This window comes from Microbulbifer sp. HZ11 (assembly GCF_000708675.1).
Lineage (GTDB): Bacteria > Pseudomonadota > Gammaproteobacteria > Pseudomonadales > Cellvibrionaceae > Microbulbifer.
This window is the reverse complement of sequence record NZ_JELR01000001.1, coordinates 1,761,504-1,786,642: the sequence shown is the minus strand read 5'-3', so window position 1 is coordinate 1,786,642 and position 25,139 is coordinate 1,761,504. Positions and strand designations below refer to the sequence as shown.

The window sequence follows — 25,139 nt, the reverse complement described above, 5'->3', positions numbered from 1 at the left end:
TCTCAAAATCAGGCAAAAAAATACCGGCGCAGGGCCGGTATTTTTTTGCCTGTGGCGAAGATTTATTAGCGAAATACCGGTGGCCGTTATTCCTCGGGCTCTTTCGTTGAATTCACGAAATCTTTCCTGTGGTGCGCACGCGTTTACTCCCGGTGACAACGCTGGCATTGGCTTTTTTGCGGCCCTCGATTCCGGCGTCGATGGCATTTTTGGCTGCGATCAGTAACCCCGCCACGAGAAAAGCACCGGGGGGCAATACGGCAACCAGAAATCCGGAATAATCCTGTCCCAATACCGGCAGCGTCCAGTCCGCCGCCATGGGGCCCAGTAACAGGTCCATATCGCCGAACAGGGTTCCGCGGCCAATGACCTCGCGCACTGCGCCGATCACGATCAGCACCGCACTGAACCCGACGCCCATCATCAGTCCATCCAGCAGCGACGGCAACACCGGGTTTTTACTGGCAAACGCATCTGCGCGACCCAGGATCGCGCAGTTGGTCACAATCAGCGGAATGAAAATACCCAGTACCAGATACAGCTCGTAAGTGAATGCTTTCATCAGCAGTTCGGCACAGGTCACGAAGGTGGCGATGATCATCACCGACGCCGGTAGGCGCACGGTTTCCGGCATCTGGTGGCGCACCAGGGACACCGCCAGGTTGGAGCAAGTGAGTACCGCGGTGGTGGCGAGACCGAGACCGATCGCATTGACTACGGAGCCGGTGACCGCGAGTAGCGGGCACAGACCGAGTAATTGCACCAGTGCGGGATTGTTCTTCCACAGGCCGTTGTGGGTAATCTCGCCATAGTTGTGCGAAGAGTCAGGTGTGGTCATCAGTTGTTCTCCCCCTGGTTGTCCTGGGGCTGTTCGACTTCTACCGCGCGCTTGGACACCGGCGCACTGAAGATTTCCTGTTGGTGCTCGGCGACAAAGTCGAGCACGGTGCGCACCTGGTTTACCACCGCCCGCGGGGTAATGGTGGCACCGGTGAACTGATCGAAGGCACCGCCGTCTTTTTCCACCTTCCACATATCGCGGCCCGGGTCTTGAAGGGAAGTGCCGTTAAACGAAAGTACCCAGTCGCTCTTCTTCACTTCCACCTTGTCGCCGAGACCGGGGGTTTCCGCGTGGCTGGTCACCCGCACGCCGGCCACGGTGCCGTCGCGGTTTACACCTACCAGCATTTGAATGGGCCCTGAGTAACCGTCCGGTGCCACGGTGGGGATGATGACCGCATCAATGGTGCCGTCACCTTCCCGTGCCAGATTGATATCGCCCCCCTGTCTCAGTCCGAGCATGGCCCAGTACTGTTTGGGAATGGGGTAGGTATCCACCAGCAGGTCGTTGCTGTGACGCTCGATGGGGATGATCTCCAGCAGGGCCTTGGCAGCGGCCTCGCGGATGGCGCGCTCGATGGGCTCACGGGTGGTGATCTGGGTTACGGCGAGAGTGCCGGCGGTAACCAGGGCGAACAGGGCAAGAATGGCGGCATTGCTACCGATGGAGCGCTTCAGCATTACTGTTCCTCCAGGTCGGTGGCCTTGCGCGGGGCCTTGTGGCCGTATGTGCGCGGCAGTGTGTAGTTGTCGATAAAGGGTGCGGCGAAGTTCATCAGCAGTACCGCAAAGGCCACCGCATCCGGGTAGGCGCCCCAGGCGCGGATCACAAAGACCAGCAGGCCCACGCCGGCGCCAAAGATCAGCCGGCCCTTGTTGCTGGTGCAGCCGCTCACCGGGTCGGTGACGATAAAGAAGGCGCCGAGCATGGTGGCACCGGAGAACAGGTGCAGCAGGGGTGAGCCCTCACTCAGGGAGCTGCCGCCATCGTAGAACACGATGGAGAGAACCGTCAGGGTGGCGAGCATCGCCACCGGGCCGTGCCAGGTAATTAGGCCGCGGAACAGCAGGAACAGGCCGCCCAGCAGGAAGCCGAAGTTGGCCATTTCCCAACCGAGCCCGGCCACAGAACCCTGATTGAACACCGGTTCCATCTGATACAGCTGGGCGAGGATCGTGGACTCATTGTGGCGCACGATTTCCAGCGGCGTGGCGCGGGTAAAACCGTCCACATTCATATTGCCGAAGATCAGCGCAAAGGTCTCATCCAGCCCCGGCGCACCCTGGATCAGGTCCGCGGCGCCGGCCCAGCGGGTCATTTCCACCGGAAAGCTGATCAGCAGCACCACGTAGCCCACCATCGCCGGGTTGAACGGGTTGTACCCCATGCCGCCGTAGAGCTGTTTGGCCAGCAGTATCGCACTCACGCTGCCGATCACCGGAATCCACCAGGGGCAGTAGGGTGGCAGGGCGATACCCAGCAGCAGGGCGGTGACCAGGGCGCTGTAGTCTTTCAGATAGAAGGCAATCGGGCGATTGCGCAGTTTCATCACCGCGGCTTCTGTGGCCAGCGCGGTGGCGATACACAGGGCGATATTGATCAGGACGCCGGGGCCAAAGTAGATCACCAGGGCCAGAACGCCGGGAATGGTGGCGGCGGCTACCTGCAGCATCACTTTTGAGGTGCTCTGACCGGAGTGGGCGTGGGGGGAGGTGATTCGCATCAGGGACATGGGGTTACTCTCCGCTCCCGTTTCCGTTCTGGCTCTGTTGAGTCAGTTTTTCCTGCAGCTTGCCCTGCATTTTTTCCAGTGCGGTCTCAAAAGCGCCGGTGTTCGGGTCGTCTTCCTCACGGGCCTTGATCAGGCGCGCTTCGGCTTTCTCGACCCGTTTTTTAAGTGCGTCGATTTCCGTGGCGAGTTTTTCTTGCGGGCTCATGCTGGCGCGGGCGGCCGCGGCGGCCTTGGCCTTTTCGATGGCGGCGCCGGCGGCGGACGACGATGCCCCCGCTACGGTCAGCTTGTCCTGGGTAACGGTCGGCTCCGATTGTTCGGCGCTGGGCGTTTGTTGCACCGGTGCTGATGCGGCCAACTTTTCCGCTTCCGCGAGTTTTTCCCGCGCTTCCTTCAGCTTCAGCTCGGCAGTTTTCAGCTGGGCTTCCAGCTGCGGCTTCTGTGCCTCTCCGGCTTCATTCAGCTTGCTCTGCATCCGCTCTACCCGGTGCTCGGCACTGGTGAGGGTGCGCTGGGCGCGGGCCAGTTGCTGTTCCGGGGTGGCCTGCTTGGCTTTTACCCGGGCCAGGGCCGCGGCCACCACGTCGGACTCTTCCTTGGCGGCTTTGGCTTCTGGAGTGTCGGCGTTCTGCTCGCGTTGCCTGCGCGCCTCTTCGGCGGCTTTCTTGCGCGCCAGGCGCTTGGCTTCTTTTTCCTGCTCCGCCTTTTCCAGGCGCAGCTTGCGGTATTCGAAGCGCTCGCGGGCGCGGTCGGCTTTTTCTTTTTCCAGTCGCGCTTCGCGAATATCGCCTTTGGCGGCGCGGTAGTACTGCACCAGCGGAATGCTGGATGGGCACACGTAGGAGCAGGCACCGCACTCGATGCAATCAAACAGGTTGTAGGCCTGCAGCTTCTCGCGGTCTTCCGCGCGCGCGTACCAGTAAAGCTGTTGTGGCAGCAGGCTCGCCGGGCAGACCTCGGCACAAAGGCCGCAGCGGATACAGGCCTGGGCCGGTGGTGGTGGCGGCAGCTCATTATTGGTGGGCGCGAGGATACAGTTGGTGGTTTTTACCACTGGCGCGTTTTCGTCTTCGATGGTGTAACCCATCATGGGCCCGCCAATGACAATACGTTGGAGCTGTTTACGGTCGAGACCGTGATGTTTCAGGATATGACGGATGGGGGTGCCCAGCGGCACCTCGATGTTGCGCTGGCGCTCCAGGGATTCGCCCACCACGGTGGTGACACGGCTGATCAGTGGTTCGCCCAGGGTGACCGCGCGGAATACGGCGCGCGCGGTGCCCACGTTCTGGCACACAATGCCCACATTGGCCGGCAGGCCCTCGTTGGGCACTTCGCGCCCGGTAAGGATTTCGATCAGCTGTTTTTCGCCCCCAGAAGGATATTTGGTGGGGAACACCACCACATGGAAGCGGGTGCCCACGGCGGCCTGCTTCATGGCCTTGATGGCTTCCGGCTTGTTGTCCTCGATACCGATCAATACCCGCTCCGGCTGGTCCAGCAGGTGCGCGAGTATTTCCACACCACCGATGATCTCGCTGGCGCGCTCACGCATCAGCATATCGTCGGCGGTGATATAGGGCTCACACTCGGTGCCGTTGATGATCAGGGTGTCAATCTCCGCACCACCGCGGGGGTTCAGCTTTACCGCGGTGGGGAAGCCGGCGCCGCCCATGCCGGCGATGCCGCAATCGCGGATCTGTTCCAGCACCTCGTCGATCTCTCGGTGTGCGTAGTCTGCAAGCGGAGTGAGTGCACACCACTCGTCGCGGCCGTCGGTGCGGATCTGGATACAGTCCGCCACCATGCCGGAGGGGTGGGGCACGGAAAAAGGCTCGATGGCGACCACCTTGCCGGATGACGGCGCGTGCACCGGGCAGCTTACCGGGCCGTCGGCTTCAGCGATCTTCTGGCCTTTCTTAACCAGATCTCCCAGCTTGACCAGGGGAATGGCGGTGCCGCCGATATGCTGGTTCAACGGCACGATCAGATCTTCTGCCAAGGGGATGCTGCCGATGGGTTCGCCGGTGGACTGGTGCTTGTTTTCCGGCGGGTGAATGCCGCCGTGGAAATCATTGATCTTCAGCTCGCGGGACAGATCCCTTGCCTTTTCACTGGCAATCAGATGGGCTTCGCGGGCCGCGCGATGCTCGTTCGCGTTCTGTCGATGGTCTACCTGGCTCATGCTGCACTCCGGTCGTTGGTGTGCAGGTCGGGTCTGTCACTGGCGATCAATTGGATACCGTCTTTGGGTTTGTTCGGATGCCACTGTTGCAGGCTGGTCTCCAGCGGAACCATATCGATGCAGTCCACCGGGCAGGGCTCGACGCACAGGTCACAGCCGGTGCACTCGTCCACTATCACCGTGTGCATCTGTTTGGCGGCGCCGACAATGGCATCCACCGGGCAGGCCTGGATGCACTTGGTGCAGCCGATACATTCCGCCTCGCGAATAAATGCCACCTTCTTGACGTCTTCCACCCCGTGTTCGGCATCCAGGGGTGTCGGCTCGACATCCAGCAGGTTGGCCAGTTCGTTGATGGTGGCCTGGCCGCCGGGAGGGCACTTGTTGATGGCCTCGCCGTTGGCGATGGCTTCGGCGTAGGGGCGGCAGCCCGGGTGGCCGCACTGGCCACACTGGGTCTGCGGAAGTATGGCGTCGATCTGATCCACAATGGGATCGCCCTCGACCTTGAAGCGCACTGCGGCAAAGCCCAGCAGGGCGCCGAAGACGAGAGCCATACCGCCGAGAATCAGCAGCGGCGTGGATACTTCCGATAACCATTCCATCGTCGCTCCTCCTTATACCAACCCGCTAAAGCCCATAAAGGCCAGGGACATCAACCCTGCGGTCATCATGCCAATAGCCGCGCCCTTGAAAGGCCTGGGCACGTCCGCCACGGCCAGGCGCTCGCGCATCGCCGAAAACAGGATCAGTACCAGAGAGAAGCCCACAGCGGCGCCAAAGCCGTAGAGGGTGGACTGGAAGAAGTTGTTTGCCTTCAGGGTATTTTGCAGCGCAACCCCAAGCACCGCGCAGTTGGTGGTGATAAGCGGCAGGAAGACCCCGAGCACCCGGTGCAGTAGAGGGCTGGTCTTCTCGATAAACATGCGCGCGAATTGCACCACCACCGCGATCACCAGAATGAAGGAAATGGTGCGCAGGTACTCCATGCCGAAGGGCTCGAGTAAGTAGGTGTTCACCAGGTAAGAGCAGATGGCTGCCAGGGTCAGCACAAAGGTGGTGGCGCCGGCCATGCCGATGGCAGTCTCCAGCTTGTTGGATACCCCCATAAACGGGCACAGGCCGAGGAACTGTACCAGCACGTAGTTGTTCACCAGGATGGTGCTGAGAAGAATGACGGTAAATTCGGTCATAGAGATTCCATTCTGCCCACTGGCCGGGCCGCGGTTTGAGCAACAGGCTGGCTCGGGAATGATGTGCTGGGCTGGCGTCGAAATTGCCGTGCTGGCGCAAAGTTTGCAGGCGCTTACTGACACCGCCGGTCTCAGCACAAATCTGTGTTGCCTGATCAGGGGGCGGTATTATGGGCGAGAGGGTAGGGGCGTTCAACTTGCCCGGCCCGTCGCTGTGGCTACTGCCCTGTGAAACCCGTGTATACCTGACCGCAGGCTCCAGCCAGGCTGCACCTCGAAAGAAGAACGTTCAATGAAAATAGCGACCGACGACCTCAGCGGCCCCACCATCGCGGCCTTTCTACAGGAACATATCGATGATATGCGCGCCACATCGCCTCCGGAGAGCGTGCACGCCCTGGGCCTCGAGGGCCTGCGCCAACCGGATATTACCTTTTGGACACTCTATGACGGCGACCAGCTGCTGGGGTGTGGGGCACTCAAAGAGCTTGCACCCGATCACGGTGAGATCAAATCCATGCGCACCGGCGCCTCCGCTCGGGGAAAAGGGGTTGGCAGCGCGATGCTGGCGCATATAATTGATGAATCTCGCGCCAGGGGCTATACCCGACTCAGCCTGGAAACCGGCTCGATGACCTTTTTTCACCCTGCTCACCGGCTTTACCAGCGTCATGGGTTCACAGAGTGTCCTCCCTTCGCCGCATATACAGATGATCCAAATAGCATATATATGAGTCTGGACCTCTGACCCGCCTTCCATACTAACGACCCGAGCATGCAAGCGTACCTACAATCCACTCCAATCATCGACTGGCAGCACCCGGACATCCTCGACGCCGCCAGCGATCTCAAATGCCGTTCCGGAGCCAAATTTGGCACCGCCCGCAATACCTTTGAATTCGTGCGCGATGAAATCCGCCACAGCGGCGATTTCGCCCTGAACCCGGTCACCTGCAAAGCGTCTGATGTGTTGATCGCCGGCACCGGCTTCTGTTTTGCCAAAAGCCATCTGCTGGCCGCACTGCTGCGGGCCAATCAGATTCCCGCGGGCTTCCGCTATCAGAGGCTCTTGCTGGATAAGGCGGCAGGCCGCTATTGCCTGCATGGCCTCAACAGCATTTACCTTGAGCGTTATGGCTGGTTCCGCATCGACGCCCGCGGCAATAAACCGGCGGCAGGAATCGTTGCGGAATTTATCCCACCACAGGAGCGCCTTGCCTATACCCCGATGGAAGACGGTGAACAAGATCTGCCGCAAAATTATGTGGAACCCCTGCCGCAGGTTATCCAGTTGCTGGAAACCAGCGACAGCTACCAGGCCGTGATCGAAAACCTGCCAGACATTTGAATTTCACCGCCACCGGCTTACTCTTACGCATCCATTAAAGTGCGAAGAGGAGTCATCATGTCGGACGCAAGCTACACCCCGCCCAAAGTGTGGAAATGGGATTCCGAAAGCGGCGGCCAGTTCGCCAACATCAACCGCCCCATCGCCGGCGCCACCCATGACAAAGATCTGCCCGTGGGCAAACACCCCATGCAGCTCTACTCCCTCGCCACACCCAACGGCGTCAAAGCCACCATCATGCTCGAAGAGCTGCTGGCGCTGGGCCATGACGGCGCCGAGTACGACGCCCACCTGATCCGCATCACCGAAGGCGACCAGTTCAGCAGTGGCTTCGTCGACATCAACCCCAACTCCAAAATCCCCGCCCTCGTCGACCACAGCACCACCCCGCCCATTCGAGTATTCGAATCCGGCTCCATACTGCTGTACCTCGCAGAAAAATTCGGCGCCTTCCTCCCGCATACCCCCGAGCAGCGCACCGAAACCCTCAACTGGCTCTTCTGGCAAATGGGCGCCGCCCCCTTCCTCGGCGGCGGCTTCGGTCACTTCTACGCCTACGCCCCGGAAAAATACGAATACCCCATCAACCGCTACACCATGGAAGTCAAACGCCAGCTCGATGTCCTCGACCGCCAGCTCGCCGAACACGAATTTATCGCCGGCAAGGAATACACCATCGCCGACATGGCCATCTGGCCCTGGTATGGCGCGGTGGTAAAAAACAAAGCCTACGATGCTGCGGAATTCCTCGAAGCCCACACGTACAAAAATGTAAACCGCTGGGTAGACGAGATTGGCGAGCGCCCGGCAGTGAAGCGCGGAAGTATGGTCAACCGCACCTGGGGCGAGCCTTCAGAGCAGTTGCATGAGCGGCACGATGCCAGTGATTTTGAATTGCGTACGCAGGATAAAATTGGGGACCCTAGCGGCGATTAAGAATTGTGGAGCCCGACGAGAAGGTCGGGCGCTGGGCCGGGTATTTCAAAACTGTCGGAAACAGGGATGTTTCCGACAGAGCGTACAGGGATGTATTCACAGCGGTTTTGAAATACCCGGCCCAGTGACCGGCCACCACAAAATCACCTTACGAAGGGGACGGGACCTTGGAGGAGCGATAGGGTTTCCGCGAGGGTTTCCCCAATCCCCGCATTCAATTTCAGATCAATCAAATCGTCAGCCCGGGTCTTTCCCAGGTTAAGCGCCGCCATCGGCTTGCCCCATTCCTTCGCATAGCGACAGAAACGAAACCCCGAATACACCATCAACGAAGAACCCACCACCAGCAGAGCATCACTCTCCCGCAACGTATCCATCGCCAACTGCACCCGCTCCCGCGGCACATTATCCCCAAAGAACACCACATCCGGCTTCAGAATCCCCGCACAGTCCGGACAATCCGCCACCTGAAAGCTGGAAAAATCTACCTCCAGATCCGCATCCCCATCCGGCGCCACCTCCGCCGTGTAATGGCGGAAGGTAGGGTTCAGCGCGTAACTCCGATCGTGCACCAGCTGCCGAACCGCCCGGTAGTCGCAGCTCATACAGCGAATCTCATCCGCCCGCCCGTGCAAATCCATCACCCGCTCACTGCCTGCCCGCTGGTGCAGCCGATCCACATTCTGGGTAATCAACAGGTTGATATGCCCGCGCCGCTCCAGCTCCGCCAGATGAAAATGCGCCGGGTTCGGCGCAGAATTGCGGATTACCGGCCAGCCGATCAACGCCCGTCCCCAGTAGCGCTGTCTTGTCGCCGCACACTTCATGAACTCGCGATGATCCACCGGCGGCTTGCGCTTCCACTGGCCGTTGCGGTCGCGGTAGTCGGGAATGCCGGAATCCGTACTCACCCCGGCACCGGTCAGCACCGTCAATCGCGGATAGCGACGAATAAACGCCGCCAGCTGCTCCGCCGCCTCCGTGCTCGGTAACGGCGAATCCGCAACAACGTCGCTTTCTGAATGAGAAGGGGAGGAAAGTGTGCTCAAACTCATGGCGCTGATCGCTTGGGCTCGCAAAAAATGGGATCGGAACCGCTATTGTAACGAGTCTGGCAGTAGAAGGTTGCACCGGGATTACGCCGGCGAGACTGTTCCCGCCAGCGTAGTGATTCAGGCAGAGTAAATCAGTAGGTCTTGTAGGGCAGGAACTTGCCGGACATCACCATATTCACCCGATCGCCCTTCGGGTCTTCTTCCCGCTGAATATCCATGGAAAAGTCGATGGCGCTCATGATGCCATCACCGAACTCCTCGTGGATCAGCTCCTTGATGGTGGTGCCATACACACTTACCAGTTCGTACAGGCGGTAAATCAGTGGATCTGTCGGCACCGCAGTGGGCAGGGAGCCCTTGTAAGGGGCAATCTGCAGCCAGGCCACCGCCTCATCGCTGAGGTCAAACAGTTCGCCGACTACGGCCGCCTGCTGTTTGGTAAACGTCATCTGGCCAAGACAGGCCGCGGTGGTCCACTCCTTCGATTGGCCGATGGCATCCGCCACCTGCGTCCATTTCAAATCTTTCTGTACCTTGGCGACCAGAATGAGGTCGGTAACCTGTTGGCGGTTGCTGATCATGTTTGCTCTCCATTTGCGATGGTTGGGTCGATTTGATAATCAGGTTGCCTGGGAAATCAGGCTCAATAGATAAAAAATAACAAGCAGTAGAACACCGCTCACCGACTGCCAGAAACGCACCGGGTAGCGCTCCATCAGTGGCGGCCGGGTACTGTTTACGTAATCCGGGTTGGGATGGCGCAGCTCAAAAATAAATTCCGACAGCGCCTCGTGGCGGCGCAGTGGATTGGGTTGTAGCGCTTTTTTCAGAGTGGCATCAATCCACGCGGGAATTGCACGGGACTCGCTCAATACACTGCGATAGCGCAACTTGTGTTGCGCCGCTACCGTATTGCTGCGCGGGACCTGTGTGCCGTAGGGAAATTCGCCGGAAAGCAGGTGGTAGGTGAGAACCGCCAGGGAAAACAGATCCGAGCGTGGCGTGCCGCCGTCGCCGAGAAAATATTCCGGTGCGCTGTACAGGGCGGTGCCCAGGATCAATTGGCCATTTTCCTGTGCGGTTTCCGCAATCCCCGCCACTTTCGCCGAGCCCAGATCAATCAGCGTAACGGTACCCGCATCGCTGATCATGATATTTTCCGGGCGCAGATCCTGGTGCAGTATTTCGGCGCGATGCAGGGCCTGCAGCCCGCGCGCGATTTGCTCGACGATGCCGCGTACGGTTTCCACGCTCGGCGCGGGGTTGTCGGTCATCCACTGGCGCAATGTCCGCCCCTCCACCACTTCCAGCGTGGTGTAGAGAAAATTGCGCGGGCGATGGGTTGCCGCTGCCCGCACCACATGGACGCTGTCCACCCGTCGCGCCAGCCATTCCTCCATCAACAGCCGCTCCAGATGTGCGGGATCTTCACTCTGGTCGACGGAGGGCGCCTTGAGGATTACCCGGTTACCAGTAGCCAGGTCGGTAGCCAGATAGACATGGCTGCGGTGGCTCGCGTGAATATCCCGCTCGATGGTGAAGCCGTCGAAGCTGTCGCCGGATTTGAGAATGGGGGGCAATGGCAATTTGCCGGCCTGGTCGATCAGTGCCGGGGTTGTGTGGGGGAGTTTGTCCACTCGCACCAGTTGCACCGTAAGGTTGTCGCTACTGCCGTTGGCCAGTGCCGCGGCCACCAGGTTTTTTGCTGCGCGATCGAGACACGCGCTTTCCTGTTGCAGGTGCTCAATCAGCGTGCGTTGCGACAGGGAATCGTGCACCCCATCGGTACTCAGAATAAACAGATCGCCGGCCTGCAGGGAAAGTCGTCGGTAATCAATTTCTGTTTGTGCGTCCGCGCCCAGCGCGCGACTCAGATAACTGTGGTGCTCCCCTTGCCACAGACGGTGGTCGTGGGTGAGTTGTTCCAGAGAGTCACCGCGCAGGCGGTAGATACGGGAGTCTCCGAGGTGAAACAGGTGCGCCTCGCTACCTCGGAAAACGGCCGCGCTGAAGGTACATACGTAGCCCTTGTCTTTATCGAAGCGGTACGGGCTCTGGCGGGTCTGCTCGAATAGCCAGGCGTTGGTGGCCTTGATCACCTGTTCGGCAGCGTTCTGTACACTCCAGCCGTCGGACGTGCAGTAGTAGTCGTCGAGAAAACTTTTCACTGCCGTTTCACTGGCCACAGCACTGACCGTACTGGAGCTGATGCCATCGGCAATGGCAAAGGCGGCGCCCTTGATGGCCAGCTGCGGTTCCGCCGGCAAAAAGGCGCCGCAACTGTCCTGGTTTTCCGGTTTTAGGCCGGCGCTACTGTGCTGGCCCGCCTCCAGGGTGAGGGAACTATTTATGGAGCCCGTCATAGAAACAGCCATAAAAATAGCCCCGCGGAGTGCGGGGCTGTATTGCGATCAGGCCAGAGCCTCTTTACCGGCAGCGCCGTTTTCCGTTTTCAGCTGACGCTTGGGTGCCGTTTTGTAGTGGGTGCTGTAGAGCGTCAGGCCAGTAAAGGCCAGACCGCCAACCAGGTTACCCAGTGCGGTGGGAATCTCATTCCAGATCAGGTAATCCATCACCGAGAAGTCACCACCCATCATGATCGCAGTGGGGAACAGGAACATGTTTACCACCGAGTGCTCGAACGCCATAAAGAAGAACAGCATGATGGGCATCCACATGGCGATCACCTTGCCGCTCACATTGGTGGAAATCATTGCGCCCACTACACCCATGGAAACCATCCAGTTGCACAGCATGCCGCGGATAAAAATAGTAAACCAACCGGCGGCACCGTACTCCGCGTAACCCAGAGTGCGCGCTTCACCGATTGAGGAAAGCTTGGCACCCACCGCACCGGGTTCGGTGTTGAAGCCCATCGTGAAGACAAACGCCATCATGACCGCGACGGTGAGGGCGCCGGCAAAATTGCCCAGGAAGACCAGCCCCCAGTTCCGCAGGATCCCGCCCCAGGTCACTCCCGGTCGACGGTCCAGCCAGGCCAGCGGCGCCAGCACGAATACACCGGTCAGCAGGTCAAACCCCATCAGGTAAAGCATGCAGAAGCCCACCGGGAACAGGATCGAACCGATCAGATGGGAGCCGGTCATGGTGCCGACGGTTACCGCAAACACCGCGGCCAGCGCGAGAATGGCGCCGGCCATATAGGCGCGCACCAGGGTGTCCCGCGTGGACATGTATATTTTCGATTCCCCGGCATCGACCATTTTGGTCACAAATTCGGTAGGAGCGAGATAAGCCATAATCGTTTCCTTTATTAAGTGCTGGAGGCTAAACCATTTCTGCGGTCTTCCGCGGGCCGGCGGATTTTGGGCACAAAAAAAGCGCCCACACAGACCGATACGCATCGGAAAGTGGTGGACGCCTTTATCCAGAGTGTTCTGATTGTTCGGGTAAACCCGTGAGTGCAGCATTGCACCTGCTCGCACGGGTTATATGTAGCAAACTCAATGCCAGTTTTAACGGGAGTCAGCCGCAGCATTTCCTGTGTACGGGCCCCCGATATCTTTACGTGTAGCGCTGAGTCTCACACTTGGGCGCCACAAGAGGCTGGCGGGGTGCGCCAATTTGGTGCTTTTAGTTGGCGGTGATCAAGTCTGGTGCATTGTGTAGGGGAGGTTTGGCCGGACCGTGGATTTAACTGTCTCCCGGTGTCGTGTGGAATATAAATTGCTGGGTTAACTGCATATTCGTTGACTCGATATTTCACTCCCCCAGCAGTGGCATGCGGAGGCGCTACCATGCACAACCACAGTGAAGATGCGGAAAAATTCCTGCTTGCTGCCAAGCGTGCGGAAATTCAGGCGCTGGAGCGACTCGCCGGGAGTTGTGAGCTGGTAACTACCGTTTCGGACCTCGTTCATCAACTGCAGCGCGAGCGCGGTATCAGCAATATCTATCTGGTATCGGCAGGTTTTCGTTTCCATGAACAGCGCGATACCCAGGTTCGGAACTGTCAGTGCAGTGAAGGGCGTTTTCGCGCACTGTTGCACAATCGCTATCTGCAGAATGGGCCCAATGATGCATCGGCCGATATGCGGCTACTGAACAGTATCGCCTATTCATTGCATGGACTGGATGAACTGATGGAACTGCGCAGGCATATCGATGCGTTTGAAGTCAGCGCGCTGGAATCTACCGACGCCTACTGTCGCCTGATTGCCGGGCTGCTTAGCGTGGTTTTTGAAGCGGCGGATGTCGCTGACGACCCGGAAGTGACACGTCTACTGGTTGCCCTGTTCAATTTCATGCAAGCGAAAGAGTTTTCCGGTCAGGAGCGAGCCTGGGGGGCCATCGGGTTTGCCAGTAGCCAGTTTGATGCGAAGGTGCATGAGCGCTTACAGCGGCTACAAGACTGCCAGACAAGAAGCCTGGCTGTGTTTGCGGAATACGCCGGGGAGAGCGAATCCTTGCGCTGGCAATCGATCGAAAACAGTCAGGAGTCACGAGATTTGCGGCGACTCAGGCTGGTGATTGCGGGGCTGAAAAATGGTGAGCCGATTGCTTCAGAAATCAGTGAGGTCTGGTATCAGCTGGCCACCGCACGTATTGATGCCATGCACCGTCTTGAGGATGCCATGGCCGCGCGCCTGTTGCATGTGAGCCGCCAGCGGGTCTCCGATGCACAATCCGAACTTGGCCATCACTACGCACAGCTACAGCAGATGAAAGCCGCGCAATGGCATAAACTGCCGGCGCTGACGGTATTGTTTGACCCGGAAGTGCCGGGCTTATATGGCAGTGTCGGAGCCAGTGATTTTGGTACCCTGCGCGGTCAGCCGCTGGCGCATTCCCTGTACGACCTGATTCGCTCCCAGGTGGCGCATATCCAAAGGGTGAGTGCCGAACTGGAAGAGACCCGAAAATCCCTGACCGAGCGCAAGCTGGTAGAGCGGGCAAAAGGAATACTGATGAAAAGTCTGAGAATGAGTGAAGACGCCGCTTATCGCACCCTGCAACAGAGAGCGATGGATATGAATCTGAAGCTGGCAGATGTGGCCGAACGGATTATTGCCGCCAGCGCGGCGCAGCGCCTGCCCACTGGAGCGCCGGGGAAAGCTATAGGGGCCCGCCGAGATGCGGTACTGCTGGAACCTTGACACAAATCATCGGTGTCCAGGCAGTGCAGTGCGACCCGTTTGAGCGACTTGTATCTGTTAAATAGCCCGTAGCATGAGGTACCAGTTCACCAGAGTGTGGGTAGTGGGGCGATTTAAAAACCGCTGAATGGCAAAGCCCGCAGCGAAAGCGCCGAGCATGGCTGCGGGCAGGGGAACACGCTGGGCCTGTGCTAGCGCTTGAGCCCGCTGTTGCTGCATGAGTGCGAGCGCACAATGACGTTGCTTCTGCATCGTCTGGCGGCGTTGTTCAATCTGGTTGTTTAAAGAGCGCAGTGACATCTTCCAGAGCCTCTTTAGCCTGCCTGCGGGATTCATCAAATCCCAGTAGCTTTTTCAGGTTGTTTGCCGTGAGCAGCAGCCCGCCTATGATCAGGATTTGCGAAAACAAAAATATGCCAAAGGCGACATAGATTGATTGAAAGTAGTAATAACCCAGAAGGCCCAGCCCGCCACACAGGCTGACAATCACTGAGATCACCAGAAAAAAAAGAATCAGCAGCATTACGAAAATGCGTGAGCCCGCCTGTAACGAACGTCTGAATTCCAGCTGTACCAGATTGGTAAAGTTTTCCGCCCAGGCGGATGCCAGCGTCAGGGTCGCCTCGGCTCGATCGCGTATCGCATTGAACTCCTGCGTCAGGCTTTCCATCTGATCGAAACTATTGTGTGCGTGGTCTGTCTGACGCTTGTCGTCATCTGCCTGATGATCCCGCCATTGTGGTCTCTCTGAATCGTGCGGACCCGCCATGTAATTACCCCAATGTTCGATGCCACGTTATCTGACCGGAAATAGAAACACCCGGCCATCGTTGCCGGGTATTGTTCATTGCATCTTCGCAACAAAACTGCGACGGAAATGCTACTTCAGGATTTTCGCGATCAGCCAGCCCGCCGCAAACGCGCAACCGACACTGACCAATGGGTGTGCCTTGATAGAGTTTTCCGCTTTTTCGGCCACATCCTGCGCGCGCTGCTTGCCTTTTTCCATGCCATGCCGGGTACGTGCTTTGACGGTATCGGCAGTTTCCCGCGCGCGCATTTTGACGTTGGAGGCGGTATCGTGCGCGGCCTCACCGGCGAGATGATATGCCTGATGCAGTTTGTCCCGGGTACTACCCGTGTTGGCGGTGCCTGAGTTTGGGGCTTTTGCGGTTGCCATGGTTTAACCCTCCGATAGCAATCAAGGTGAGCCAGAAGGATAGGGCGAGGATCGGGGATATCGAAGCGCAAAGCGCGCTTTGAGAAAAAACGGTATGAGCAGCTATGGCGACAGAACAGTCAGGTCTTAGTGAGACCGCGGGAGACCATCCCAGAGTCGGTTGGAATAAGTCAGTTGGAATAGATCAATTCGTGAATGCGGTGATAATGTTTCTGACCACGCCGTCCAGCAGTCGCTGGCGACTCTCGCGACTGATCCAGGCATTGTGCGGTGTGATAATAAGGTTGGGAATTTCTCCAGCAAGCAACGGGTGATCTGCGGGTGGTGGTTCCACACTCAACACATCCAGCGCAGCACCGGCAATCTCGCCCTTTCTGAGTGCCTGTACCAGAGCATTCTCGTCTACCAGCCCACCGCGAGCGGTATTGATAAGAAATGCGGAGTTTTTCATGGTCGCAAGAAATGCACCGTTCACCAGTCGATCCGTCTGTTCCGTCAGCGGGCAATGCAGGCTGACAATATCGGATTCCGCCAGTAGCTGATCCAGCGGCACACGGCCAGGCTTTGTCTCACCGGTAAACGAATCCGCCACCAGAACACGCATCCCCAGCGCCTCACCCAGCCGCGCGACTTTCTTGCCCAGATCCCCGTAACCGATGATTCCCAGAGACTTCCCATCCAGTTCCATTACCGGGTAATCCAGGCGACAGAAAACCGGCGATTGGCTCCAGAGGCCATCGCGCACATCGTTGTTGTATTGGTGCCAGCGAGTGGCCAGGGCGAGAATCAGCGCGAGAGTATGCTGTGCGAGAGAGGTACCGGTATAGCCGGCCACATTCTTGACCGGGATGTTTCGAGCAGCTGCCGCATCCAGATCAATGTTATTGGTGCCGGTGGCACACACACAAATCAACTTCAGATTAGCAGCGCCTTCAATCAGATTCCGATCAAGCACCACCTTGTTGGTAATCACTACATCTGCTTCAGCGATACGCTGCGCCGTCTGTTCCGGCGAAGTCGTGTCAAAAAACGCCCACTGTTCCAGCGAACTTTCCAGCGCGGACGTATCCAGTTCGTCCAGCTTCATCGTCAACGCATCAAGAAAAACCCCACGCATAACAAAGTCCTTTTAAACCAAATTAAGTCGAAGATAGGCCCTCTGGGGCCATTTCCTGTGGAGCGATTGCCCATGAGGTTGCGGAGCAGGGAATGGCCCCGGACGGCCGCCCGGGACTTAGACCTGGGACTTAAACAAGCCCCGGGAGAAAGTGGAATTACATCACCCGCATACCAGGCTGAGCACCTTCGTGGGGTTCCAGAATCCAAAGGTCCTTGCCGCCGGGGCCCGCCGCCAGCACCATACCTTCACTAACACCAAAACGCATCTTGCGCGGCGCCAGGTTGGCCACCATCACCGTGTGCTTACCGATCAGGTCTTCCGGACTGTAAGCGCTTTTGATTCCGGCAAACACATTGCGGGTCTCACCACCCAGATCCAGAGTCAGGCGCAACAGCTTGCCCGCACCTTCCACATGTTCCGCATTGGCAATCAATGCGATACGCAGATCCACCTTGGCAAAATCATCAAACTCAATCTGCTCCGCCAACGGATCGTCTGCGAGTGGCCCTGAGGCAGCCTTGGTCTCCGCCTGCAGTTGCGCCAGAGATTCCTTCGCCGCTTCCTGCATTGCTTCCACCTGAGCCTTCTCAACACGCTGCATCAACGGTTTGAACTTGTTAATGGTGTGGCCCGCCAGCGGTACCGTTGCCGACTTCCAGTCCAGCGACACACCGAGGAACTCCTCGGCTTTTTTCGCGGTTTCCGGCAGCACCGGCGCCAGCCAGGTAATCAGCGCGCGGAACATATTCACGCCCTGAGAACAGATCGCCAGCACCTCATCCTCCTTGCCTTCCTCTTTCGCCAGAGACCAGGGCGCCTTTTCCGCAATCCAGGCATTGGCCGCATCCGCCAGCGCCATGATCTCGCGGGTCGCGCGGCTGTATTCGCGCGCTTCAAAAAATTCGGTAATACGCGGCGCTGCTTCCACAAACTGGCTCCACAGGGCCTCGTCGGCGAGTTCACTGGCCAGTGCGCCACCGGACTTGCTCACAAACTTTGCGGTGCGGGAGGCAATGTTCACCACTTTACCCACCAGGTCTGAATTCACCTTGGCAATAAAGTCTTCCAGGTTAAGATCCAGATCGTCCACACCTGCGGTCAGCTTGGCGGCGAAGTAGTAGCGCAGATATTCCGGGTTCAGGTTGTCCAGGTAATTGCGCGCGTTAATAAAAGTACCGCGGGATTTGGACATCTTCTTGCCGTTCACGGTCAGGAAGCCGTGCACACACACCTTGGTAGGAGTGCGGAACTCGGCGGAGTCCAGCATCGCCGGCCAGAACAGCGCGTGGAAGTTGACGATGTCCTTGCCGATAAAGTGATACACCTCGGCGGTACTGTCTTTTTTCCAGTATTCCTGCCAGTCCTGGCTATTCGCGTCGCACTTCTTGTCAAAATAGTTTTTCAGGCTGGCCATATAGCCGATGGGTGCATCCAGCCACACATAGAAATACTTGCCCGGCGCATCGGGAATCTCGAAGCCAAAGTAGGGCGCATCGCGGGAGATGTCCCATTCCTGCAGGCCGTCATCCAGCCACTCGGACAGCTTGTTCGCCACCTCGCTCTGCAGGGTGCCGGAGCGGGTCCACTGTTTCAGGAAATCGGTGAATGCCGGCAGGGTAAAGAAGAAGTGCTCGGACTCTTTCTCGATTGGCGTGGCGCCGGAGATGGCGGAGACCGGGTTGATCAACTCTGTTGGGCTGTAGGTCGCGCCGCAGACTTCACAGTTGTCACCGTACTGATCCTCGGCTTTACATTTCGGGCAGGTGCCTTTGATGTAGCGGTCCGCCAGAAACAGTTCTTTCTCTGGGTCAAACGCCTGGGTAATGGTACGCGAGGCGATATGGCCATTTTCTCGCAGGCGTTTGTAGATCATCGCCGAAAGCTCGCGGTTTTCGGCGGAATGGGTGGAGTGGTAGTTGTCCACACCAATCAGAAAGTCTGCAAAATCCCGTTCGTGCTCCGCCTGCATATTGGCGATGTGCTGCTCCGGGGTCAGGCCCAGCTGCTCGGCTTTCAACATGATGGCGGTGCCGTGGGCGTCGTCCGCGCACATATACAGGCACTGGTTGCCGCGGGCGCGCTGGAAACGGGCCCAGATGTCGGTCTGGATATACTCGAGGATATGGCCCAGGTGCAGGGAGCCGTTGGCGTAGGGCAGGGCACTGGTGACGAGGATGTTTCTGGGCTGACTGTCGGTGTGAGACATCATGGATTCCAAAAGCTGCGAGATTAGTCTGTGTGGCTGCTTCGAACGAAGCCGGCCGGGGCCGAAAAGAGCGCGGAATATAGCAGAAATGGGGGCTGTAAGGCACCCGGCCCGATGACAGGGACCCGCAGGTGGGCGGCTTGTCATCTGTGCGAAGCTTGACCACAATGCCGCCCCAGCTTCCGAATGCCCATCTATTCTAGTGAGGACTCCGCCGTGACCGATGACCATCATGACCACAACGACCTTTCCCCCGATGTTCAGGCCGGTCTCGAACGAATTGCGGAGACCATTGGTGCTCTGGAAGACCCGTCTACCGGCGTCGTCCTGGACGCCCTGGATGCGGATATTGAAGTGGGTTTTGACGATAACACCGTTTATGTCGGTGTGACCCTTGGATACCCCTGTGCCAGCCAGCAGTCCCATTGGGCGAAGCGGGTGCAGGCGGTCTGTGAGCCGCTGCTACAGGGAGCTCTGGCCGACAGTGAAATTCAGTTTGATCTGTTTTTTGATATCCAGCGTACAGCTGCAGGAGAGGTTCCGGACTCCCTCCGGGCGGTGAAGAATATCATCGCCGTGGCGTCCGGAAAGGGTGGTGTGGGCAAGTCCACCACAGCGGTGAACCTGGCCCTCGCACTGGCCGCTGAAGGTGCGGCGGTGGGGCTGCTGGATGCGGATATTTACGGTCCCAGCCTGCCCACCATGCTCGGCACCGAAGGGTTGCGTCCAGAGGTCCAGGGCGGCAAGTTTTTTGTGCCGATTCCGGCGCAGGGCCTGCAGACCATGTCCCTGGGGTATCTGCTGACCGAAGATACACCGGTTGTGTGGCGGGGACCCATGGCCAGTGGCGCATTGAACCAGATGCTCACGCAAACCCTGTGGGGTGCCGGCAGTGAACACGGCGCGCTGGATTATCTGGTGGTGGATATGCCTCCGGGCACCGGTGATATCCAGCTGACCCTGTCCCAGAAAGTGGCTCTGGCCGGCGCGGTCATCGTCACTACGCCGCAGGATCTGGCACTGGTCGATGCCATCAAGGGCGTAGAGATGTTCCGTAAGGTATCTGTACCGGTGCTGGGGATTGTGGAAAACATGGCGCTGCATACCTGCTCCAAGTGTGGTCACCAGGAGCCGATCTTCGGCGCCGGTGGTGGTGACAGAATGGCGGCGGACTACCAAACCCGGGTGCTGGGTCAACTGCCACTGGCAATGTCGATCCGTCAGCAGACAGATGGCGGATGTCCGACCGTAGCAGCGGAGCCTGAGGGCGAGGTGGCAGCAGTTTACCGGGACATTGCTCGCGCAGCAGCGGCCCAGGTGTGGCTTGGTGCCAGTGATGGCGGTATGCCGGAGATTGAACTGGGTTGATCGCGGCAACCGGCGTCGTTGCCAACATCAACCGGGTGGATCGCGGCGTGGGGCTATACTCAGTGGCCGCAAGTTATCGGTAGGCACTGGGATTCCCGACCAGAGGTCGGGTAAACGGTGGTCGGCAGTGTTTCGCCTTGGGAAGCACCTCCGCCCTGAATGTATTGGCTCAGGAGATTGCAGTTGGGCTTTCAGGTTCGATTTAACGCAACGACGCGTGTGGTCAGTGCCATCTTTTTCGATCGTGTGGATGCGGCGGAAAAGCGTGCCGCGGCTCGCCAGATGGCGGAGAAATATGGGCACTTGCACCCACTGAATGTGCTGGTGGATGTGCGCCAGGCTGATATTGAAATGTCCGTGGCCGAGCGCGAGGCGTTTGGTACCTACGTGGCCCACCTGCAGGGAGTCAAACACGGGCGTATCGCAGTGCTGCATGCGCCGGATTACAACGCCAACGTGGTGATCGACGGCGTGGCCCGTGCGGAAGGGTTGAACGTACTGGAGTTTGTTACCGAACAGGCTGCTCTGCAATGGCTGGCTGAGGGTGAAAAGTCCAAGTCCGCCCTTGGCGAGGTGCGCTGATACCCTCTGAGCTGCTCAGCCAATCCCGCCACAGGACTCCTGCCTTTCACTTTTTTTGCCGAATCGTTCAGCGCTGGTGCTGAATCGGCAGCCGTCTGATGTCTGTCCTTATATCGCGAACCCCGTCGCATTCTCCAGCACGGCACCTACCCGTGCGCCAGACTTGGTATGCGCCGTGCACGGATCAACGATCAACCGGCCGCAGTGGGTCCGCGCAAGCGGGCGCTGCAATTGTTGCTGGCAGAAAAGTTTCAGGGCGGGAAGGTTTTCCGGATTGATTTCACATATTTACCATGAAACCTGGATTTTTGTGCCAATCGAGGCGCTTTGGCCGTAACATCTGGCCATGCTCGATGGGGCCGAATAAATGAAGTGATTTTGCGGTGGAGTAGTTCCGCCGGAACGGATGCGAGTAGTAGCTGTGAGTTTTCAAATCCGGTATGACAATCAGAATCGAGTGGTCTTTTTGCTGCTGTATGGAGAGGCCACCTATGAAAATCGACTGCAGGCCGCACGTCAGCTGGTGGCCAAGTACGGGCATCTCAAGCCGCTGCGCATACTCGCGGATGTCCGCAAGGTCGTCAAACTGTCCATGACGCTGGAGGAACAGCAGCGCTACGGCAGGTTTGTCGCCAGTGTGCCGGAGCTGCGCGCGGCGCGTATTGCGATCCTCAATAATCCCAGCCTGAATACCACCGCGGTGATGCGCAACCAGGCGCGGCAGGATGGCCTGGAGTTTTTTTCATTTCTCACAGAAGCGGAAGCACTGCAATGGCTCACCAGCACCGCCGAAGTTCCCAGTTGACTCCGGCTTAACTGCTGAGCGATTGCCATATCAGGCTTTGCGTGCCTGTTTTGCCTGCTGCCGACGTAGCGCCTGCTTGTGCTGCCTGCGATTGAGTGTGGCAGTTTTGGCATCTTCACCCAGGTGTTGCTCACCGCGGATCTTCGCCAGTTGAATCTGCTTTTCCCGCTCGCGGAAGCGGGATTTATCGGCCTCGGACACCTTGTCGTGGCAGTGTGGGCAGCTGACTCCCTGCTCAAACAGTTCGGAAGCCATCTCCTCTTCGGTAATTGGCATACGGCAGGCATTGCACTGGGCGTAGGAGCCTGGTTCCAGGTCGTGATTGACGGTCACACGGTCATCGAAGACGAAACACTCCCCTTTCCACAGAGTCTCCTCTTTGGGCACTTCCTCGAGATATTTGAGAATGCCGCCCTGCAGGTGGTATACCTCATCGAAACCCTGTTCTTTCAGGTAGGCGGTGGACTTTTCACAACGGATACCACCGGTGCAGAACATCGCCACTTTCTTGTGCTTGTTTGGGTCCAGGTGCTGCTTCACGTAGTCCGGAAACTCGCGGAAGGAGGTGGTGTTAGGATTCACCGCGTGTTCGAAGGTACCCACCTGGTACTCGTAATCATTGCGGGTATCAATCAGGAGCACCTCCGGGTCGGAAATCAGCGTGTTCCAGTCCTCAGGTTTCACATATGTGCCTACGGTGCGGCGCGGATCGATACCTTCCACACCCATGGTTACGATCTCGCGCTTCAACTTGACTTTGCTGCGCAGGAACGGCATTTCATCGGCGTAGGACTCTTTGTAATCCAGCGTGGCGAGGCGCGCGTCGGATTTCAGGTGTCCGAGCAGGGCATCGATACCTTTCCGGTCGCCAGCAACGGTGCCGTTGATTCCCTCGGCGGCGAGCAGCAGTGTGCCGCGAACCTCGTTGTCGAGCATTACCTTGAGCAGGGGCTCACGCAGGGATTCAAAGTCTTCGAGGCTGACAAATTTGTACAGCGCACAGACCACAACGGTTGTGCTTTCGGTGGAGGAAGCAGTCATTTTGGTGTCCTTTTGCAGGCCGGAGCGTAAATCCGGGGCATTCAGGGGAAAAGCGGTAAAAATTCGCCGCGCATTTTAACAAAATTCTTCCCACGGAGCGTACACTTTTTCGACAGTGAAGGACGCTGCTTGACGAAGGCATTCCTGCGCGGGTGTCGCTGCCAATCGGCTACTTATTTTTACTTCCCTAAGCCAGCGAGGTTACCCCATGGCCGAAGACTTCACTTCCCAGGACTCCCCCCTGAGTCGCGCTTACAGTGACGGAAACCATACGGTCAGCATCGATATCTACGAAGACGGCGAGGGAGGCTGGCTTCTGGAGATTGTTGATGAGCACAACAACTCCACCGTGTGGGAAGACATATTCGATACGGATGAGGAAGCCCTGCGGGAAGCGCTGGATGCGTTGAAGGAAGAGGGGGTGGGCGCCTTTATTGGCCCGGCTGAGGAAAGCGGTAGCTGGGAAGCGCCTTAGCTGCCAGGTCTGGCAGCCTGAGGGTTCAGGAGTAAATAATAACCGGCGGAGCCAGCAGGAACGGGTTGCTCTGCTATGGTTATACATAGAAGGGAATCGCGACAGTGTAACAGCACTACCCAATCGTGGTGCCGCCAAGGGCAGCAAGGAAAGTTGCCCTGGCGGTGCCAACTGGTCGCGGTCTGCAGATGTATTAAATGTGGTTGCTCTGCATGAAAATATTCCCTTACTGTCTTTTACTTCCCCTGCTCTGTTTCTCGTCTGTGATGCCGGCATTTTCCGGTATCGAGCTGAAGCTGTCCGACGATCGAGTCATCGATGTGGATCTTGCAGAAGCGGAACTGATTTCTGAGCTTAAGGGCTACGCCATTATTGCTGGTCGCACATGTATTGATTGCGATGAGAACACGGCAATATTTCTCGAAAAAATTGAGCGTTCCGGTGGTGAGCGTCCGCTGCGTGATGAAGACAGCGACGAACCACCGGAGCCTGAGAAATTCCCTGCACCGGAGAATCGCGATCTGCCTCCCGCTGAGCGGCGCGATCGCTCCCAGGCACAATTGGAAGGGAATGAGGATGGCGTGCTGAATAGCGACCTGTCCGGTGAGCGCTTTACTTATCCGGGGAAATACCGCGACTATCTCACCAAGCAGTTAGTGGAAAAGACCCGGATGTTCTATGGGAAGTGCCACGAAGATGGCCCGGCACTGCTCTGGTTGAGTGAATATCTCACTGACAAGGGGTGGGTAAAGGAAGAGTATCTGCTGGTGTTTCGCGATGAGGGGATCGAGCACCGGTATAACCAGGCCTACCAGCCGAGTGTCTACAATATTGAAAATGAGGGGTGTCGAGAGGTGCCCGGTATCGAGGTCACCACGGAGCCGTGAGAAAACCGGATGCACAAAAAAACCCGCGTGAGCGGGTTTTTTTGTGGGATGGTATTGGTAATACCCAGGGGGTTTCTGTCAATCACTGGCACATTACTTCTTGTGGTTCCAGATGATCTTCAGCTTTTTCTTACCCCATTTACGGGCCTTCTTGATGTCTTCTTCCATCCATACGTCGATGCGGTTTTTATACCGCTTGTTCATGCGGTCGCGCACGGTGTAGGTGCCGGGCAAACCTTCAATTTTCACTTTGGCGCCGTTGGTCAGGCCATGTTTTTCCAGGTCGCGAGATACGGCGATAATTTTGTCGCCGGGGCGCAGACGGTTATTCCAGGCCGCAGTCCAGGGGTCGTCATCGGTCTGGCCTTCAACAGAGTTGTAGGCGGTCGCGGTGACGGTCATGGACTTCTTTTTCTTGTCCGGGGACTCCTTGATTGCGGCAAAGGCATCGCCACCGGCCAGGGCCGCAAGGGAAGCTGCAAGCACGATGATGTACTGTTTAAGACTCTGTCGCATGGGTTCTATACCTCCGGAAGCACTCTGGTCACAAACAGAAGCTGTCTGTGTGGCTCCAAGTTGATTTCGTCATAAGTGATCAATGTTTGATCAGGGAGGGCAATATTAGAGGGCGGGGGATTTCGCGCAAGCCTATCCAGAGAACCGGGCAGTCCTCGTAAAGATTCTCGTATTCCCGAAGTCAAATAGTCCAATCGCTGCGTGTAGTGCCCTAAGCTTGGGATGCTGTCTCTGAATGTGACTGATTGATGACGGGGCGCGAAACAAACGTTTGAATTTATTGGTAAGGAATTCCTGACCAGAAGAACAGGTTGACAGCGATGTCATCTAGGATTGGTGAAAAAATCGGCGATATGGGCGTCAAGACCGGTAGTTCGCTGGAACAAAATTTTTTTGCGATTATTTGTGACTCGCTGTCCGAAAAGGGCGAAAAGTTTTGGTGGCGGCGCGAAAAAGGGGGTGTCAGCGGGAAAATGTACGATCGCGGGCAAGGTTTAGCCTATTAGCGTGATAGATAATCCCGATTTTTAGGCTATGTCGTTTTTGTGAGGA

The 25,139-nt window shown here is 57.8% G+C and carries 27 protein-coding genes; 10 read left to right on the top strand and 17 right to left on the bottom strand.

The features are described 5' to 3' along the window. Positions 1–112 precede the first annotated feature (112 nt). The 6 genes from AU11_RS07680 to rsxA are packed head-to-tail and all read right to left on the bottom strand — an operon-like array spanning position 113 to position 5,951. On the bottom strand, positions 113–838 hold the full coding sequence (locus AU11_RS07680) for an electron transport complex subunit E (protein ID WP_043317670.1): 726 nt from the start codon (positions 836–838) through the stop codon (positions 113–115). Continuing rightward, positions 838–1,521, bottom strand: a complete 684-nt coding sequence (gene rsxG, locus AU11_RS07675; RefSeq protein ID WP_043317668.1) for an electron transport complex subunit RsxG — start codon at positions 1,519–1,521, stop codon at positions 838–840. The genes AU11_RS07680 and rsxG overlap by 1 nt, the downstream gene beginning before the upstream one ends. Then, a complete protein-coding gene (gene rsxD, locus AU11_RS07670; RefSeq protein ID WP_043317666.1) occupies positions 1,521–2,573 on the bottom strand; it encodes an electron transport complex subunit RsxD in 1,053 nt (350 codons plus the stop codon). The genes rsxG and rsxD overlap by 1 nt, the downstream gene beginning before the upstream one ends. Before the next feature lie 4 nt (positions 2,574–2,577). Further along, the gene (rsxC, locus tag AU11_RS07665) at positions 2,578–4,758 is read right to left on the bottom strand and encodes an electron transport complex subunit RsxC (protein WP_081847983.1); all 2,181 of its coding nucleotides are present in this window, start codon (positions 4,756–4,758) and stop codon (positions 2,578–2,580) included. Next, positions 4,755–5,363 carry an electron transport complex subunit RsxB gene (rsxB, locus tag AU11_RS07660; RefSeq protein ID WP_043317663.1) on the bottom strand — a complete coding sequence of 203 codons (609 nt, stop codon included), beginning with the start codon at positions 5,361–5,363 and terminating at the stop codon, positions 4,755–4,757. The genes rsxC and rsxB overlap by 4 nt, the downstream gene beginning before the upstream one ends. Positions 5,364–5,375: 12 nt before the next feature. Then, positions 5,376–5,951: an electron transport complex subunit RsxA gene (gene rsxA / locus AU11_RS07655; protein WP_043317662.1), complete on the bottom strand. Its 576-nt coding sequence runs from the start codon at positions 5,949–5,951 to the stop codon at positions 5,376–5,378. Positions 5,952–6,243: 292 nt separating this feature from the next. On the opposite strand from rsxA, the gene AU11_RS07645 reads away from it, so the two are divergent. The 3 genes from AU11_RS07645 to yghU are packed head-to-tail and all read left to right on the top strand — an operon-like array spanning position 6,244 to position 8,235. Beyond that, positions 6,244–6,699 (top strand): GNAT family N-acetyltransferase, encoded by a 456-nt coding sequence (locus AU11_RS07645; protein ID WP_043317659.1) that lies wholly within the window; start codon positions 6,244–6,246, stop codon positions 6,697–6,699. A 27-nt stretch (positions 6,700–6,726) separates the two neighbouring features. Further along, the gene (locus tag AU11_RS07640; protein WP_043317658.1) at positions 6,727–7,299 is read left to right on the top strand and encodes a transglutaminase family protein; all 573 of its coding nucleotides are present in this window, start codon (positions 6,727–6,729) and stop codon (positions 7,297–7,299) included. A gap of 57 nt (positions 7,300–7,356) precedes the next feature. Then, positions 7,357–8,235, top strand: coding sequence for a glutathione-dependent disulfide-bond oxidoreductase (gene yghU / locus AU11_RS07635; RefSeq protein WP_043317657.1), 879 nt, complete (start codon positions 7,357–7,359; stop codon positions 8,233–8,235). 143 nt (positions 8,236–8,378) lie between these two features. Here yghU and AU11_RS07630 read toward each other — a convergent pair whose 3' ends face one another. From AU11_RS07630 to AU11_RS07615, 4 genes are all read right to left on the bottom strand, one after another. Then, positions 8,379–9,290 carry an NAD-dependent protein deacetylase gene (locus tag AU11_RS07630; RefSeq protein ID WP_051687026.1) on the bottom strand — a complete coding sequence of 304 codons (912 nt, stop codon included), beginning with the start codon at positions 9,288–9,290 and terminating at the stop codon, positions 8,379–8,381. A gap of 131 nt (positions 9,291–9,421) precedes the next feature. Further along, positions 9,422–9,871, bottom strand: coding sequence for a cyanase (gene cynS, locus AU11_RS07625; protein ID WP_043317656.1), 450 nt, complete (start codon positions 9,869–9,871; stop codon positions 9,422–9,424). Between the two features lie 39 nt (positions 9,872–9,910). Further along, complete coding sequence (locus tag AU11_RS07620) at positions 9,911–11,653, bottom strand: bifunctional protein-serine/threonine kinase/phosphatase (RefSeq protein WP_156035183.1); 1,743 nt, start codon at positions 11,651–11,653, stop codon at positions 9,911–9,913. Between the two features lie 48 nt (positions 11,654–11,701). After that, positions 11,702–12,550 (bottom strand): formate/nitrite transporter family protein, encoded by an 849-nt coding sequence (locus tag AU11_RS07615; RefSeq protein WP_043318451.1) that lies wholly within the window; start codon positions 12,548–12,550, stop codon positions 11,702–11,704. Between the two features lie 498 nt (positions 12,551–13,048). On the opposite strand from AU11_RS07615, the gene AU11_RS07610 reads away from it, so the two are divergent. Further along, on the top strand, positions 13,049–14,407 hold the full coding sequence (locus AU11_RS07610; RefSeq protein ID WP_051687025.1) for a nitrate regulatory protein: 1,359 nt from the start codon (positions 13,049–13,051) through the stop codon (positions 14,405–14,407). 57 nt (positions 14,408–14,464) lie between these two features. Here AU11_RS07610 and AU11_RS18565 read toward each other — a convergent pair whose 3' ends face one another. The 5 genes from AU11_RS18565 to metG all read right to left on the bottom strand — a co-directional run bounded on the left by AU11_RS18565 (position 14,465) and on the right by metG (position 18,916). Beyond that, positions 14,465–14,707, bottom strand: a complete 243-nt coding sequence (locus AU11_RS18565; protein WP_156035181.1) for a hypothetical protein — start codon at positions 14,705–14,707, stop codon at positions 14,465–14,467. Continuing rightward, positions 14,676–15,077, bottom strand: coding sequence for a hypothetical protein (locus tag AU11_RS07605; RefSeq protein ID WP_197023784.1), 402 nt, complete (start codon positions 15,075–15,077; stop codon positions 14,676–14,678). The genes AU11_RS18565 and AU11_RS07605 overlap by 32 nt, the downstream gene beginning before the upstream one ends. 210 nt (positions 15,078–15,287) lie before the next feature. After that, positions 15,288–15,587, bottom strand: a complete 300-nt coding sequence (locus AU11_RS07600; RefSeq protein ID WP_043317654.1) for a YqjD family protein — start codon at positions 15,585–15,587, stop codon at positions 15,288–15,290. 184 nt (positions 15,588–15,771) lie between these two features. Next, positions 15,772–16,704, bottom strand: coding sequence for a D-2-hydroxyacid dehydrogenase (locus AU11_RS07595; protein ID WP_043317653.1), 933 nt, complete (start codon positions 16,702–16,704; stop codon positions 15,772–15,774). Positions 16,705–16,861: 157 nt separating this feature from the next. After that, positions 16,862–18,916, bottom strand: coding sequence for a methionine--tRNA ligase (gene metG, locus AU11_RS07590; protein WP_043317651.1), 2,055 nt, complete (start codon positions 18,914–18,916; stop codon positions 16,862–16,864). Positions 18,917–19,099: 183 nt separating this feature from the next. Between metG and apbC the strand changes: the two genes are divergently transcribed. The 3 genes from apbC to AU11_RS07575 all read left to right on the top strand — a co-directional run bounded on the left by apbC (position 19,100) and on the right by AU11_RS07575 (position 21,668). Then, positions 19,100–20,281 carry an iron-sulfur cluster carrier protein ApbC gene (gene apbC / locus AU11_RS07585; RefSeq protein ID WP_197023783.1) on the top strand — a complete coding sequence of 394 codons (1,182 nt, stop codon included), beginning with the start codon at positions 19,100–19,102 and terminating at the stop codon, positions 20,279–20,281. A 183-nt stretch (positions 20,282–20,464) separates the two neighbouring features. Next, a complete protein-coding gene (locus tag AU11_RS07580) occupies positions 20,465–20,863 on the top strand; it encodes a hypothetical protein (protein WP_043317649.1) in 399 nt (132 codons plus the stop codon). 421 nt (positions 20,864–21,284) lie between these two features. Then, positions 21,285–21,668: a hypothetical protein gene (locus AU11_RS07575; protein ID WP_043317647.1), complete on the top strand. Its 384-nt coding sequence runs from the start codon at positions 21,285–21,287 to the stop codon at positions 21,666–21,668. A gap of 30 nt (positions 21,669–21,698) precedes the next feature. On the opposite strand, the gene AU11_RS07570 is transcribed toward AU11_RS07575, so the two are convergent. Beyond that, a complete protein-coding gene (locus AU11_RS07570) occupies positions 21,699–22,709 on the bottom strand; it encodes a rhodanese-related sulfurtransferase (RefSeq protein WP_043317645.1) in 1,011 nt (336 codons plus the stop codon). A 208-nt stretch (positions 22,710–22,917) separates the two neighbouring features. On the opposite strand from AU11_RS07570, the gene AU11_RS07565 reads away from it, so the two are divergent. Then, positions 22,918–23,184, top strand: coding sequence for a hypothetical protein (locus tag AU11_RS07565; RefSeq protein ID WP_043317643.1), 267 nt, complete (start codon positions 22,918–22,920; stop codon positions 23,182–23,184). A gap of 212 nt (positions 23,185–23,396) precedes the next feature. After that, on the top strand, positions 23,397–24,071 hold the full coding sequence (locus AU11_RS07560; protein ID WP_156035177.1) for a hypothetical protein: 675 nt from the start codon (positions 23,397–23,399) through the stop codon (positions 24,069–24,071). Between the two features lie 93 nt (positions 24,072–24,164). Here the strand turns inward: AU11_RS07560 and AU11_RS07555 are convergent, their stop codons facing one another. Further along, complete coding sequence (locus AU11_RS07555) at positions 24,165–24,587, bottom strand: 3D domain-containing protein (protein WP_043317640.1); 423 nt, start codon at positions 24,585–24,587, stop codon at positions 24,165–24,167. A gap of 320 nt (positions 24,588–24,907) precedes the next feature. On the opposite strand from AU11_RS07555, the gene AU11_RS07550 reads away from it, so the two are divergent. Next, positions 24,908–25,093 (top strand): hypothetical protein, encoded by a 186-nt coding sequence (locus AU11_RS07550; protein ID WP_043317638.1) that lies wholly within the window; start codon positions 24,908–24,910, stop codon positions 25,091–25,093. Positions 25,094–25,139: the final 46 nt, after the last annotated feature.

Coding starts and splice junctions, on each gene's coding strand:
- AU11_RS07680 (WP_043317670.1), bottom strand. CDS start 838: ATGACCACACCTGACTCTTCGCACAACTATGGCGAGATTACCCACAAC.
- rsxG (WP_043317668.1), bottom strand. CDS start 1,521: ATGCTGAAGCGCTCCATCGGTAGCAATGCCGCCATTCTTGCCCTGTTC.
- rsxD (WP_043317666.1), bottom strand. CDS start 2,573: ATGTCCCTGATGCGAATCACCTCCCCCCACGCCCACTCCGGTCAGAGC.
- rsxC (WP_081847983.1), bottom strand. CDS start 4,758: ATGAGCCAGGTAGACCATCGACAGAACGCGAACGAGCATCGCGCGGCC.
- rsxB (WP_043317663.1), bottom strand. CDS start 5,363: ATGGAATGGTTATCGGAAGTATCCACGCCGCTGCTGATTCTCGGCGGT.
- rsxA (WP_043317662.1), bottom strand. CDS start 5,951: ATGACCGAATTTACCGTCATTCTTCTCAGCACCATCCTGGTGAACAAC.
- AU11_RS07645 (WP_043317659.1), top strand. CDS start 6,244: ATGAAAATAGCGACCGACGACCTCAGCGGCCCCACCATCGCGGCCTTT.
- AU11_RS07640 (WP_043317658.1), top strand. CDS start 6,727: ATGCAAGCGTACCTACAATCCACTCCAATCATCGACTGGCAGCACCCG.
- yghU (WP_043317657.1), top strand. CDS start 7,357: ATGTCGGACGCAAGCTACACCCCGCCCAAAGTGTGGAAATGGGATTCC.
- AU11_RS07630 (WP_051687026.1), bottom strand. CDS start 9,290: ATGAGTTTGAGCACACTTTCCTCCCCTTCTCATTCAGAAAGCGACGTT.
- cynS (WP_043317656.1), bottom strand. CDS start 9,871: ATGATCAGCAACCGCCAACAGGTTACCGACCTCATTCTGGTCGCCAAG.
- AU11_RS07620 (WP_156035183.1), bottom strand. CDS start 11,653: ATGACGGGCTCCATAAATAGTTCCCTCACCCTGGAGGCGGGCCAGCAC.
- AU11_RS07615 (WP_043318451.1), bottom strand. CDS start 12,550: ATGGCTTATCTCGCTCCTACCGAATTTGTGACCAAAATGGTCGATGCC.
- AU11_RS07610 (WP_051687025.1), top strand. CDS start 13,049: ATGCACAACCACAGTGAAGATGCGGAAAAATTCCTGCTTGCTGCCAAG.
- AU11_RS18565 (WP_156035181.1), bottom strand. CDS start 14,707: ATGTCACTGCGCTCTTTAAACAACCAGATTGAACAACGCCGCCAGACG.
- AU11_RS07605 (WP_197023784.1), bottom strand. CDS start 15,077: ATGGAAAGCCTGACGCAGGAGTTCAATGCGATACGCGATCGAGCCGAG.
- AU11_RS07600 (WP_043317654.1), bottom strand. CDS start 15,587: ATGGCAACCGCAAAAGCCCCAAACTCAGGCACCGCCAACACGGGTAGT.
- AU11_RS07595 (WP_043317653.1), bottom strand. CDS start 16,704: ATGCGTGGGGTTTTTCTTGATGCGTTGACGATGAAGCTGGACGAACTG.
- metG (WP_043317651.1), bottom strand. CDS start 18,916: ATGATGTCTCACACCGACAGTCAGCCCAGAAACATCCTCGTCACCAGT.
- apbC (WP_197023783.1), top strand. CDS start 19,100: ATGCCCATCTATTCTAGTGAGGACTCCGCCGTGACCGATGACCATCAT.
- AU11_RS07570 (WP_043317645.1), bottom strand. CDS start 22,709: ATGACTGCTTCCTCCACCGAAAGCACAACCGTTGTGGTCTGTGCGCTG.
- AU11_RS07565 (WP_043317643.1), top strand. CDS start 22,918: ATGGCCGAAGACTTCACTTCCCAGGACTCCCCCCTGAGTCGCGCTTAC.
- AU11_RS07560 (WP_156035177.1), top strand. CDS start 23,397: ATGAAAATATTCCCTTACTGTCTTTTACTTCCCCTGCTCTGTTTCTCG.
- AU11_RS07555 (WP_043317640.1), bottom strand. CDS start 24,587: ATGCGACAGAGTCTTAAACAGTACATCATCGTGCTTGCAGCTTCCCTT.
- AU11_RS07550 (WP_043317638.1), top strand. CDS start 24,908: ATGTCATCTAGGATTGGTGAAAAAATCGGCGATATGGGCGTCAAGACC.